At 63.6% G+C, this 12425-nt stretch carries 11 protein-coding genes and 1 pseudogene; 9 read left to right on the top strand and 3 right to left on the bottom strand.

What is annotated here, in order from left to right; all coding sequences use genetic code 11:
* Positions 1-30 precede the first annotated feature (30 nt).
* The 7 genes from ACHMW8_RS24495 to ACHMW8_RS24525 all read left to right on the top strand — a co-directional run bounded on the left by ACHMW8_RS24495 (position 31) and on the right by ACHMW8_RS24525 (position 9862).
* The gene (locus ACHMW8_RS24495) at positions 31-474 is read left to right on the top strand and encodes a DUF6950 family protein (RefSeq protein WP_395444058.1); all 444 of its coding nucleotides are present in this window, start codon (positions 31-33) and stop codon (positions 472-474) included.
* On the top strand, positions 474-4373 hold the full coding sequence (locus tag ACHMW8_RS24500; protein WP_395444059.1) for a hypothetical protein: 3900 nt from the start codon (positions 474-476) through the stop codon (positions 4371-4373). Before ACHMW8_RS24495 ends, ACHMW8_RS24500 begins: the two co-directional genes overlap by 1 nt.
* 1 nt (position 4374) lies before the next feature.
* A complete protein-coding gene (locus ACHMW8_RS24505; protein WP_395444060.1) occupies positions 4375-4605 on the top strand; it encodes a hypothetical protein in 231 nt (76 codons plus the stop codon).
* Between the two features lie 21 nt (positions 4606-4626).
* The gene (locus ACHMW8_RS24510; protein WP_395444061.1) at positions 4627-6423 is read left to right on the top strand and encodes a hypothetical protein; all 1797 of its coding nucleotides are present in this window, start codon (positions 4627-4629) and stop codon (positions 6421-6423) included.
* Positions 6371-7542 (top strand): IS3 family transposase gene (locus tag ACHMW8_RS24515; protein ID WP_395443854.1). Its coding sequence is split into 2 segments (ribosomal slippage): positions 6371-6644 and positions 6644-7542, totalling 1173 coding nucleotides; the frame shifts between segments, so codons are not numbered across the junction. Before ACHMW8_RS24510 ends, ACHMW8_RS24515 begins: the two co-directional genes overlap by 53 nt.
* Before the next feature lie 60 nt (positions 7543-7602).
* Positions 7603-8130 (top strand): hypothetical protein, encoded by a 528-nt coding sequence (locus tag ACHMW8_RS24520; RefSeq protein ID WP_395444062.1) that lies wholly within the window; start codon positions 7603-7605, stop codon positions 8128-8130.
* A gap of 697 nt (positions 8131-8827) precedes the next feature.
* Complete coding sequence (locus tag ACHMW8_RS24525) at positions 8828-9862, top strand: hypothetical protein (protein ID WP_395444063.1); 1035 nt, start codon at positions 8828-8830, stop codon at positions 9860-9862.
* Here ACHMW8_RS24525 and ACHMW8_RS24530 read toward each other — a convergent pair.
* Positions 9859-10425, bottom strand: a complete 567-nt coding sequence (locus tag ACHMW8_RS24530; protein WP_395444064.1) for a hypothetical protein — start codon at positions 10423-10425, stop codon at positions 9859-9861. The two genes, ACHMW8_RS24525 and ACHMW8_RS24530, sit on opposite strands and share 4 nt — an antisense overlap.
* Before the next feature lie 239 nt (positions 10426-10664).
* On the opposite strand from ACHMW8_RS24530, the gene ACHMW8_RS24535 reads away from it, so the two are divergent.
* The gene (locus ACHMW8_RS24535; RefSeq protein ID WP_395444065.1) at positions 10665-10961 is read left to right on the top strand and encodes a hypothetical protein; all 297 of its coding nucleotides are present in this window, start codon (positions 10665-10667) and stop codon (positions 10959-10961) included.
* Positions 10962-11289: 328 nt separating this feature from the next.
* Here ACHMW8_RS24535 and ACHMW8_RS24540 read toward each other — a convergent pair whose 3' ends face one another.
* Positions 11290-11634 carry a hypothetical protein gene (locus tag ACHMW8_RS24540; protein WP_395444066.1) on the bottom strand — a complete coding sequence of 115 codons (345 nt, stop codon included), beginning with the start codon at positions 11632-11634 and terminating at the stop codon, positions 11290-11292.
* Between the two features lie 48 nt (positions 11635-11682).
* Complete coding sequence (locus ACHMW8_RS24545; protein ID WP_395444067.1) at positions 11683-11925, bottom strand: hypothetical protein; 243 nt, start codon at positions 11923-11925, stop codon at positions 11683-11685.
* 55 nt (positions 11926-11980) lie between these two features.
* On the opposite strand from ACHMW8_RS24545, the pseudogene ACHMW8_RS24550 reads away from it, so the two are divergent.
* Positions 11981-12381 (top strand): annotated as a pseudogene (locus ACHMW8_RS24550) (MucR family transcriptional regulator); the annotation flags it as partial.
* Positions 12382-12425 lie beyond the last annotated feature (44 nt).

Raw genomic sequence — 12425 nt, forward strand, 5'->3', positions numbered from 1 at the left:
GGGCTCTAGGACGGCTCAAATAAATACTGGATGCAGCTTGTATCCAGAATTGCCGCCGCTCAGGCGACAATCGACCGTTTCCTAGACACCGAATTCCAATGGGGCGCCAACGACTGCGCCCATCTCGCCGCGTTCGTCATCCGCGCGCTCGGTCACGCCGATCCGCTGGCCAAGATCGACAGCTACGGCACGCGCCGGAACGCCCTCAAGGCCATGAAGCGGGCGGGCATCGCCAGCTTCGCCGAACATCTCGAAAAGCTCGGGTTCGAGCCCATCCCTCCGGCGATGGCGTTGCCGGGCGACGTCGTAGGCATCCCGGCCGAAGCCGATGACGAGGCCAAGGGTTGGGTCGCCCTTGGCGTGGCCATTGGTCAGGACCGCGTTCTTGGCTTCGCGAACGGCCGCTGTAGCTGGGCGCCGACGCATGTCTGTTCCCACGCATGGCGTGTCCCTCCCGCTGGGGAGGCCGCCTAATGCCTCAAGCCATCCCGGCGATTGCAGCAGCATTCGCCTCGACCGCCGCAGCGGTCACCGCCGTCACGTCTACGGTCGTTCTCGGTCTGACGGTCGGCACATGGGCCACGATCGGCGCGACGGCTCTGTCCCTCGGCATGGCCATGAGCGCGGCGGCCGAAGCCAAGAAAGCCGGAAAGGCGCTCGAAAGCACCGGTCAGCAGCTACAGCTTAAGGCGGCGGGCGATAGCGCCCCCGTGCCCTTCATGTTGGGGCGCACCGCGACCGGCGGCTACCTCACCTACCGCGACACCTACGGTTCGAAAAACGCCGAACTGGCGATGATCACCGTCTTGTCGGGCGGCGGCCCCATCGCCGGTATCGAGAGCTATTCGGCGGCTGAATACGACGTCGGCTTTGGGACGAACCCGAACTACGGCCTCGCCACCGTCTCAGGCACATCCCCAAGCTCCGGGCTCTACGCCGGGAAGATGCGCCAACGGTGGCTGAGCGGCGCTGACTCGGACGGCTCCCCGACCAACTACAGCGGCATTGCGCTTCCGGGTCTCGGGTCGGCCGACAAACTGACTGGGCTCGCGCACGCCCTGATGCTCTGCACCTACGACACGAAGGTTTTCCCGAACGGGCTCCCGTCGAAGAACCTTTGGGTCGGCTCAGGTCTCAAGCACTACGACCCGCGTAAGGACAGCACACAGCCGGGCGGATCGGGCGCGCACCGTTGGGGCCAACCGTCCACTTACGAGTTCAGCGAGAACCCCGGCGTCGTCGGTCTGAACTGGTCGCTCGGCATCTGGTCGAACGGGAAGCGCGTCGGCGGCATCGGCGCCAGCTTCGACGATATTGACCTTCCGGCCTTCGTCTCGATGGCGAACGTCTGCGACGCGAACGGCTGGAAAGTTGGCGGCGTCGTCACGTCAGACGACAGCAAATTCAATGTCCTGAACGCCATTCTTCAAGCGGGTGGCGCGGTCGCTGCTGCACGCGGCGCCCAACTGTCGGTGATCCAGAACGCGCCCAAGGCGTCGGTCTACACGCTCGGGGCCGACGACATCGTTGGGACCGTCGAAATCAACAACACGACGGGCTTCCGCGACCGGAAGAACACCATCGTCCCCCGCTACCGTGCGGAGTCCCAAGGTTGGGAAGTGATCGCCGGTGAGACGGTCACGGCCTCGACCTACGTCACCGAAGACGCCGGTGAGACCCGTTCGGTTGAGGTTCAGTACGCCCTCGTTCAGGGCGCGGCTCAGGCGCACCAGCTTGCCGCCTACGACCTCGTAAACACCCGCGAGTTCCTGACCGCGACGGTGACCTGTAAACCGCGCCTGCTGAACGTCCGGGTTGGCGACTGCATCACGACGAACGTCCCCGACCTCGGGATGAACGGTCGAAAGATGCTCGTCGTCGGTCGTTCGCTCGACCCGGCCTCGCTGCAAGTCACCCTGAACCTTCGGGCTGAAACCGACGCCAAGCACGCCTTCGCGCTTGGCCAGTCGCAGACCGCTCCGCCGTCCCCTGCCCTTGGCGGTTTCGACCCGTCCAACCCGCCCGCCCCTGCGAACGTCGCATGGGCGATCACGGGCACAACGGTCACCAGCATCAGCGGCGTCAAGGAACCGGCCATCGTCGTCACCGGCGCATGTGACGACCCGAACGCCTCCAGCATCATCGTTGAATATCGGAAGGTCGGCGAAACCGATTGGACGGCCTATTCCGAGTACCCGACGACCACGACGCGGATTGAGGTCACGGGCGTCAGCGCGGGCCAACAGTATCAGGTCGCCATCTCGTACCGGACGGTTCGAGACGTCGTTTCCTCGAACAAGCTGGTCCTCGGTCCGGTCATCCCCGGTGACCACGTAATCCCGTGGACCAGCAACGCCATTACCGGCCGCCCGGATTGGATGTTCGCGTCCGTCTGGGCGCCGTTCCAAGACATCTACGTTCCTCAGATCGTCTTGGATTACGGCAACACGGTCACGCAGGTTGCGAACGACCTAGCCGCCGTTCAGGCCAACACAAGCGCAGCCCTTGGCGCGGGCTACGCCAAGCGTGACGAGTTGCGGGAGGTCGCCAACGCGACCAACGAACTCGCCTACGCGGCCATTCGGAACGTCTTGGCCGACGCTCAGGAAGAGGTCGAGACCAAGCGCCTGACCTTCCTCGACGGCGAGGAAATCGGGACGGTCGTTCGCAACGAACAGGTCCGCACCGACGACACTGTTTCGACCCTCAACCTGATCGGCGTGAAGGCGGCGAACGGGACGACGTTCGTTCTCGACACCAGCAAGGTTCAGGTCGGCAACGGCGTCTCGATGGCGTCGAAGTTCACGGCGCTCCAGTCCGAGACGGCGAACGCGGTCGCTCAGGCCACCCAGCAGTTCAACACCGTCGCGGGCAACCTCGCTGCCAACGCCTCGGTCCTGACTAGCCTCGGCTCGACAGTCGCCAACAACAACGCGGCCGTCACCCAGCAATTCGCCACGACGGCCAATGCCATCGCGGCGGAATCGAGCGCCCGGCTGACGCTGGCCAGCACGGTCGCCAACAACGCGAGCTACGCCAACCAGCAGTTCGCGACCCTGACCACCGCCGACAGCGCGGAGGCGAACGCACGAGTAGCGCTCGCCAGCATTGTCGCGAACAACGCCGCCGTAGCGACCCAGCAGTTCAACACCGTCGCCAACGCAGTCGCGGCCAACGCTTCGGTCCTGACGGCGCTTCAATCGACCGTCGCCAACAACAACAGCACCGCGACACAGCAGCTTTCGACGCTGACCAATCAGCAAGCCGCGACGTCTTCGTTCCTCAGCAAACTAGGTGCGGAATTCAACGGGAACACGGCGATCCTGTTGGATCGCAACAAGGTCTACGTCGATAGCTCGACATCGATGGCGTCGCGCGACGCCCTGATTGAGAACCGGTTCAACGGCTCTTCGTCTAGCTACCTGCTGACCACGGCCACCAGCGCGTCCACCAACGCTTCGTCGGCCGTCAACACGCTCCAGCAGATGGGCGCGACCCTCAACAACGGGTCCGCCTTCGCCCTCGATTCCACGAAGGTCACGGTCAGCGGTTACGGCTCGCTCGCCCAAACCGTCACGTCGCTGCAATCGCAGATCAACGACCGAGTGACCGGTTCGCAGTTGTCGGCGTCGGTCAGTTCTCAGGTCACGGCCCAGACCGGCCCCGGCTCGTCCATCGCGTCGCAGATCACCAGCGTCAGCACGACGGCCAACAGCGCCAGTTCAACGGCTTCGCTCGCCCTGTCGTCCGCCAACGGCAACGGCGCTCAAGCCGTCCTTGCGGTCACCAACACCGCGAACGGCAACAAGCTCACCGGCATCAAGATCAACGGTAGCACGTCCTCGACCATCGACCTGATGGCGTCGAGCCTGCGGGTCGTTGACGCCAGCGGCGCCAACCCGACCGTCCCGTTCGCCGTCATCAGCGGCGTTACGTACATGGACAACGTTGTGGCCCGGAACATCGGGGCCGGAACGATCACCGCTGACAAGATCGTCGGCGGCGCCGTCACCAATCTCGTCGTCAACGAATACGTCGGTCAGGTCTACTTCTCGACGTCCGAGATGGAACACCTGTCGTTCTCGTACTTCTGCGAGGGCGGCAAGATTTCACTCGACGTCTATTGTGAGGTCGGCACGAGCACGAGTTCGCCAGCCGGTGCGGTCTACCGCCTGTACTGCGACAGCAGCGTCTACAACGCGGGCGCCGTCTACTGCACGCCCTCTTGGGGTCAGCTTGGATCGACAACGCCTGTCGTCGTCAATCCGGGCTACGGCTCCCACACCTTCCGCGTCACCTACCAAGCAACGCCGGGCTCGGGCTCTGTCCGCGCCAACCGGACCTATGTCCGCCTAACAGAATTGAAGAAGTAAAATGAACGACGAAACAGTGATCATCTACCGACCCGGCGGCGGGTTCCAACTTATGTTTGGCTCGCGCGCCTATCTCGACGCCAACGTTGAATTTCAACTCGCGCGGTTCCCGGACGCGCAAGTTCGTTTCACGGCCGGGACGGACATCGAAGGTATCTGTTCGGGCATTGATCCGAATATCCCGACGACGGTCGAAGAGTTCGACGCGGCGTATCCAGCCAAGGCCGACTAAGCAGGTTCAAATAAATACTGGATGGCTTCATCCAGTATTTCGAACGACGAATTCGCCTCGGGCTTCGTCACCCTCATTGGTCAATTCAAGGCCAACGCCATCACGGCGAACGCCTTCTCGGCATCCCTCTCCGACCTTGTTGACGAGTGGGACGCCTACACGCCCGCTCAGCTTGCTTCGTCGGTCAACAGCTTCGTCGCCAATCAACGGGTTTGGCAAAAGGAGCTTCGTGATTGGTGGGCGGGTGGCGTCACGGACGGCCCGTTCAACAACGGCATGTTCCCGTTCACGAACGACGTCGGCGTCACCGCCTACGCCCCGTGTCCGGCCCTTCTCCAGAACCCGGTTCTCGGCCCGGCCGCGTGGGCGAACAGCGCCGCGACCACGGCTCAGGCTGCGGCCAATACCGCCGTCTCGGCGGCGGCGAGCATCAACGCCAACACCGCGCTCATCGCCCAGCACGTCGCTTGGGCTCAGGCCAACTCTACGGCCGCAGCCGGTTCGGCTTCGTCGGCCGCCACAGCTAACACAAACGCTTGGACGGCCAAGGTCGGGGCCGACAGCGCCAAGACCGGCGCGGACACCGCCAATACCAACGCTCAGGCCGCCCGCGTTGCCGCTCAGGCGAACGCCACGGCGTCGGCCGGATCGGCGTCGTCAGCGGCCACGGCGAACACCTCCGCATGGACGGCCAAGGTCGGAGCCGACAACGCCAACACTTCAGCGTGGTCCGCCAAGGCTGGTGCCGATACGGCCAAGACCGGCGCGGACGCCGCGAACACCTCGGCATGGTCGGCCAAGGTCGGGGCTGACTCGGCAAAGACTGGCGCCGACACGGCCAACACCTTCGCTTGGACAGCCAAGGCCGGGGCCGACACCGCCAACGCAGGGGCGAACACCGCCCGCGTCGGGGCTGAAACGGCGAACACTTCAGCTTGGACCGCGAAGGTTGGGGCCGATACCGCCAACACGAACGCCAACGCCTCCAAGCTCGCCGCCGCTAACTCGGCAACAGCGGCGGCCGGATCAGCGACCACCGCTCTCGGCAACGCCGTAGTAGCGACCACTCAGGCGACCATCGCCATCGGCAACGCCGTCGCTGCTGCGGCGTCGGCTGCTACGGCTGCGACACAGGCGGGCATCGCGACTAGCAACGCGACCATCTCCGTCACTCAGGCCGGATACGCGACTGCGAACGCGGCCTCGGCCGCTGCCGCCAACACAAGCGCTTGGACAGCCCGCGTAGGCGCCGCGTCGTCGGAAGCCATCGCCGTAGCGAACGCCACCCTCTCGACCAACCGCGCTATCGCGGCTGAGAACGCCAACGTCGGCGCTCAATCGGCCAACAGTTCGGCATGGCTCGCCGCCTCATCTGCGGCCAACAGCGCGGTCGTAGCTGCGGCTGTCTCGAACGCCGCGAGCTATCAGCTTCGTATCGAAAAAGACCAGCCGAACGGCTACGCGGGCCTCGACGGAAACGGCAAGATCAAGGCCGCTCAGTTCGATCCGTCTGTTCTAGGCGCCCTCTCCTACGTCGGTGTTTGGAACGCTTCGACGAACTCCCCGACGATCCCGGCCGCCGCCTCCTCTAACAAGGGCCAAATCTACAAGGTCAGCACGGCGGGCACGACCAACGTCAGCGGGATCACCGATTGGCAGGTTGGCGACATGCTACTGTCGAACGGTTCGACGTGGGACAAGATTGATCCTCCCTCGCTTGAGTGGACACCCATGCTAGCTTTTCGGAGCTGGAGAGGAGTGTCTGATGAGCGTGAAGCGTCGGGTCTTTCCGGAGACCTTCAAACGAGAAGCGGTTGACCGTGTCGCCAGCAGCGGCCTGTCGGCCGGCATGGTGGCCCGGGAGTTGGGCCTGCACGAGACGGTCCTGCGACGATGGATGATGCAGTACGGGACGCAGGTGATGGGGCCGGCGCGGCGCGCCCACACGCAAGCGCCGGCCCCGTCGCCGTCTGATCTGGCCGCCGAGAACGCCCGCCTGCGTCGCGAGAACGACCATCTGCGGATGGAGCGCGACATCCTAAAAAAAGCCGCGCTCATCTTCGGAGCGGCCTCCCGATGAAGTTCGGGTTCGTCGATGAGCACCGCGGCGCCTGGCCGGTTCGGGTGATGTGTCGGGTCCTGGGTCTGTCGGCCAGCGGCTACTATGCCTGGCGCGTCAGGCCCGAGAGCCGGCGGGCGGCGGCCAATCGCGCGCTGACCGAGGACATCCGCCTGATCCATGCCGAGAGCTGTGGGACCTATGGTTCGCCGCGCGTCCACGCCGTCCTGCGCGGTCATGGGCGCCGCGTTGGGCGCTCGCGGGTCGAGCGGTTGATGCGCCGGGCGGGCTTGCGCGGCCTGGCCGCGTTGCCTCGCCGTACCCGCACCACCGACAGCCGCCATGGCTATCCGATCGCGCCCAACAGGCTCGCCCGCAACTTCCAGGCGGCGGCTCCAGGCCAGGTCTGGCTGGCCGATCTCACCTACATCCCGACTGGCGAAGGCTGGCTCTACCTGGCCGGCGTCCTCGACATGCACACCCGCAAACTCGTCGGCTGGTCGATGCGCGACACCCTGCACACCCAGATCGCCCTGGAAGCCCTGACCATGGCCATCGCACGCCAAAAGCCCGCGCCCGGCCTCATCCATCATTCGGATCGCGGCATTCAATATGCCGCCGAGGCCTATCGCTCGGCCCTGGCCCAAGCCGGCATCACCCCCTCCATGAGCCGCAAGGGCGACTGCTGGGATAACGCCCCGATGGAGAGCTTCTTCCACACCCTCAAGACCGAGCGCGTCCATCATCGGATCTACGCCACCCGCGCCGAGGCCCGGCGCGATCTGTTCGGCTATATCGAGGGCTTCTACAATTCCCGTCGCCTGCACTCGGCTCTAGGCTATATCAGCCCCGCCGAGGCCGAACGTAGAGCGGCTTAACCCCGTCCACTCTCTCGGGGGAAGATCACCCTGAGCATCGCCAACGCGACCGTCTATCAGTTGACGTCGGCCAAGGGCGCGGCGAACGGCTACGCCGGTCTCGACGCTTCGGCGAAGCTGAGCGCTTCCAATCTGCCGACACTGACCAAGACCGACGTCGGCCTGCCCAACGTGGACAACACGTCCGACCTGTCCAAGCCGATCAGCAACGCGGTTGCCATCGCCCTCGCCGGGAAGCTCGCTGACGGCGACCTCACCAAGTCGGACCGCCAACAGGTCGTCACTCCGACCATCAGCGGCGGCGCCCTGACGCTCGACCTGTCTCAGGGCTCGGTGTTCGCCGTTTCTTGGAACGCGAACATCACCAGCATCAGCATCACGAACGTACCGACCGGCATGGTGTCTTGGACCCTGATCTTGGTCGGCGCGGGCGGGTCCTCGGTGACGTGGAACACGACGACGTTCAAGTTCCCCGGCGGCACGGCCCCAACGCTGATCAGCACTACCGGCGCTGAAAATCACCTGTCCATGGCGACTCGAAATCAGGGGACGCGGGTCAACGTGTTCTTCTCGGGGGCGACCATCTAATGACGCTCGCCCGCAACCTTCGTCGCGGCGGGATGCACGCGACTACCTACCTCACGAGTTGGACGACCAGCGCCCCGGCGTCGCGCACGACAACCGTCACATGGGGTGGGTCCGGCACCCGTCAGACCGCCGTATATGTCAGTGAAGCGGGTTACCGCTGGACGTCTCGCGGCACGAGCGCACCCGCGTCTTACACGACCTCGCGAACGACTAGCGCGCCGGTTTCCTACATCTCGTGGTGGGTCACGGAATGGGACGTCCCGTACAGCTACTATTCGTCCTACACGACGGAGTGGCACTCGTGGGCGCCGGGAACACGTCCATTTGGCCACAACACGACGATTTCCTATCAGCAAGAAACTTCGCGGTGGACGACCTTCAAGTTCGATGAGGGTTGGGACACATACTACAATACTACCTACAGCTATACGACCTTCGTGATTGACGGTTACTACAACACGGACATCACCCACACGGCCCAGACTAGCGCCTTGGTGTCGGGTTCGAACCACTATCAGCGTGGAACGTCAGCGTCGGTGAATTACACTTCGTATTACACGACGTCGTGGTCAGTGGGGTACACGAGTTACTGGACGACGGAGTGGCAAGTTCCTTACACGACCCACTACTACAACTACCGGAACACGGACTACACCACGACCTATTCTAGTAGCTATACGACTAGCTACACGAGTTCGTGGACGACTTCGCAGAGCACTACGAGGGACACCACATGGTGACGGTCGCCCCTCCGTTCGCGCGCGAACTGCTGGTGGACGCCGCTATCCACGACAAGAAAATTGGGCCTGAGTTCGCCGCCATGCGCGGCGCCCATCTGACCCAACTTCGGCCGGTCGAAGAGATCGTTCGGGCGGCGGCGCCGTTGCCCGCGAGCTACGACGTCAACCGCTCGCAACCACCGTACTTCTCGGAATTCACGTACACCGAATTCCTTGGGTCCGGTCTGCTGGTCAGCCCCATGTCGGCGGAAGTGTCGGCCCGCCTAGTTCAGAAGGCGTTGGACAGTTCGAACCAAGGCTTTGACGCCGCGTCGGCGATCCTAGCCCAGCGCCACCAGCGCGGGACGCTGGACAAGTACAAACTGAACGAGGGGCCGACGCCCACGGCCAAGGCGGTCGCCTTCCTACCGGGCTCGAACATCTTCCGGGACATGGTGTCGTTCGAGGCCCTGTCGCGGGCGATGCACGATGACGACGAACTGGTGATCAAGCCGCATCCGTTCAGCGACGATGGTCTGATTGGCCACCTGTGTCAGTCGTTCGGTCACCACCGCGTGGTTCAGCCGAACACCAGCGGCGACGCCTACCTGATGGCGGCTGAACGGGTCTATGCCTGCACCACGACGGAGATGGGCCTTTACGCGGTGCTAATGGGGAAGCCGGTGTTCAACGTCGGGAACTTCTTCCACGAAGGTCGGGCCGCCTACAGCGCGTTCTATCGCCCGCTTTGGGGCAAGAGCCCGACCGATGCGAAGGCCTTGCTGACCCATGCCCTGAACTCGCCGTTCAGCGGCTTCATGCACAAGGACGACCCAGACCTTGAAGACCGTGCCGCGACCTACTTCGGCGCGGCCATGGACTTCCGCGCGCACTTCAAGCCGATGATCCCGATAGCCCCGCCGCCACCTTCGGAGACGAAACAAGGGCCGCCCGGACAACAGCCCGGACGGCCCATGAATGTCGGCGCTTCTATGCCGATGCGGAGGCTCTAGCAGCCGCCTCCGCAGTTCTGACGCTTGATCACGTCCGGGGTACATGGCTCACCCAAATGGCCGCCGGGGAACGTCAGCCAATCCGTCAGCCGTTGGACTTGGGTCGGGGTCGCCTTTCGGGCGTGGCCGATCCAATAGTGAGCCATGTCGGCGATGAACTCAGGCGCTATGCCGCCGTCGCATCCCCAATACCAATAGCGGTCGAAAATCAGAGAGTAGCGGCCCCGGATATCCCGGCCCCTTAGCTTCTCGGTCTCGTGGTAGTCGTCCCGCAGCGGTTCGAGGATTTCTCGACCGTTGGGCCGACGACCGACGCGGCGATAAACGGCGTCGCGGCGATCCGGGAATTTCTCCTGATAGTCCCCGATCTCCATTTTCTTCGAGACCTGACCGACGAAGGTCAGCCCGCCTAGTTTCTTGCGCCGGTACCCGATCAACCAATCGCCGACGTCAGCCTTGAGCCGGATGTTCGGCTTGCACGTGACCAGCGACAGAACCCCGTCTTGGGAGCACGGCGCCATGCCGTCGTCATGGGTCACAACGAACCTGTAGATTGCAGTCATTCAACCTCCCCTATTGCCCCACAGATATAGGGGGGATCGGGAGCAAGGGGCGAGGTCGGCGCCGTGGCGCCGCCGAACGAGCCCGTAGCCTAAATAAGCTCAGTAAATTGCGTAGGCTGAGTAGCCGGTAAGGATTGAGTGCAGAAGTTTTCCCCCAACGCCCCTAACGACGTGGCTCCCATGGCCATCGCGACCGTCACGGCCTCACCGGCTGTCCCGACCGTGAAGGCGGGGCTGCAATGAGCGATATGAGCAACGTGGAGACGGCCGTTCAACTAGCCCGCATCGAAGGCAAGATTGACCTCCAGACGTTGGAGATGGGTCACCTGAAACAAGCCATCGCCGACCAGAAATCTGAAGTCGCCGCCATGCGCGCCGAACTCGACACCAAGGCCAACCGGGACGACCTGAACGACAAGGTGAGCAAGGACGACTTCGGCCCTGTGAAGACCATCGTGTTCGGTCTCGTCGGCCTGATCTTGATAGCCGTCGTCGGCGCGCTGATTGCCCTCGTTCTGCCCGGTCACGTCGGCTAATTTTTAACACTCAAGGTCTAGCACAGACACTCCACAACCGGAGAACGCTATGACTGTCGTCGTGTGCCAACTGCTGTCGGTGAACCTGCATCAACCCGAACCGAAACAACTGCTGCTGTCCAATGGGAATCCTGCGGGGGTCCCACTCGACAAGGGGGATTACGTCGCCATCCGCAACACGGACGATCAACCCGGTTGGTATTCCCTCTACAACTCGGACGGCCCGAACGGCGCCCGACCGGCGACAAGCTGGCAAACGTCTATCTCGCCATCGGTCCGCACGGGAACGTCTACATCGAAGCCTAGCCTTGCGAGGCGGCCAAACCGGCTACGGCAACGCCAGCCACGTCGAGACGTCTTCGATATTGTCGAGGGTCACGCCGCTGACGGCGAGAATGTCAGCGCCAGTCGCCGACCAAAGGCGGGAGCCATTCAGCTTCGCCTTCTTGGCCACAAAGGTCACCGACCAATTGGCCGCCTCAATGACCACTAGAAGTTCAATTAGGTCGGCCGTCTCCACGAGGACGGTCGGCGTCACCGTCGCGGTCCTGTCGGTGGCAAGCCGAACGTAAGACGCGCTCCGCTCCCCGTCGTAGCTGCCCCGCATCTTCCGGCGGGCGAACTGGTCGATGGTCTTGGGGAGGCGGTTCAACAGCCGCTTGTCGCTCATCATCGCCGCTGATGTAGCCCGGCCGATGATTCACGTGAATCACTGTGACGCTTAGGCGTCGGGTTCGTCGTTCCGCTTGAGCCCGATGCCCGCGCCCATACCCGCGAACAGCGCGGCGGCGCCCGAACCGAAGTTCAGGGCGTCAAACGGCTGGTGCAGAACAACGACGTGGTAGGTCGCGAGACCAAGGAAAACGACACCGGTCAGCATCCCGCCAACACGGATCGGGTCGAAAGATACACCGTCGCGAGTAGTCGCGAGGTCGTTCAGGAAGGACTTAATAAGTTCGATCATCAGCTATTTAGGCCGTAGACTCTGACCCTTAGAATCATTGGGAAAGGTCCGGCCGATGTCCGAACAGAACGCTCACCTGATCGAACTGACCGCTGAGATTGTAGCGAACTACGTCGGCAACAACACGACGCCGGTGACCGAACTCCCGGCCCTGATCAAGGCGACCTACGGCGCCCTCGCCGGGATCGGCGCCCGGAAGCTGCGGCGCCTGCCGAAGCACACCCTAAGGCAACGGCCGCCCAAATCCGCAAGTCGATCACGCCTGACGCCCTCATCTCGTTCGAGGACGGCAAACCCTACCGCACGCTCAAGCGCCACCTCACAACGATGGGTCTGACGGTTGACGAGTACCGGGCGAAATGGGGCCTGTCTAAAGACTACCCCATGGTTGCCCCGACCTATTCGGAACAGCGGTCGGCCATGGCCAAGAGCCTCGGCCTAGGCAAAGGCGGTCGCGGCGGTGGCGTTCGGAAACCCGAACCGGCCCCCTGCGAAGGCCA

This window comes from Caulobacter sp. UC70_42, from assembly GCF_044056025.1.
Taxonomy (GTDB): domain Bacteria; phylum Pseudomonadota; class Alphaproteobacteria; order Caulobacterales; family Caulobacteraceae; genus Caulobacter.